At 54.2% G+C, this 236-nt stretch carries 1 pseudogene; it reads left to right on the top strand.

Annotated features, from left to right (window positions below):
- Positions 1-20 precede the first annotated feature (20 nt).
- Positions 21-236: pseudogene (locus RTW80_RS30835) on the top strand (electron transport complex subunit RsxC); the annotation flags it as partial.

The raw sequence follows: 236 nt of genomic DNA, 5'->3' as shown, positions 1-236 counted from the left end.
CAATATTCCTGTGGACCAACATGCTTAAGTTATTTTCTGCCTTCAGAAAAGAGAAGATCTGGGATTTCGACGGCGGCATTCATCCGCCTGAGATGAAATCGCAGTCTAACGGCACGCCGCTGCGCCAGATCCCGCTGGCGACCCGTTACGTTATGCCCCTTAAACAGCATATCGGCGCGGAAGGTGAACTGTGCGTGAAAGAAGGCGATAGCGTTCTTCGCGGCCAGCCGCTGACC

It is taken from the genome of Escherichia sp. AM3, from assembly GCF_032029835.1.
GTDB lineage: Bacteria > Pseudomonadota > Gammaproteobacteria > Enterobacterales > Enterobacteriaceae > Escherichia > Escherichia coli.
Note: the sequence above shows the minus strand (reverse complement) of the source record. Positions and strands in the feature narration are given on the sequence as shown.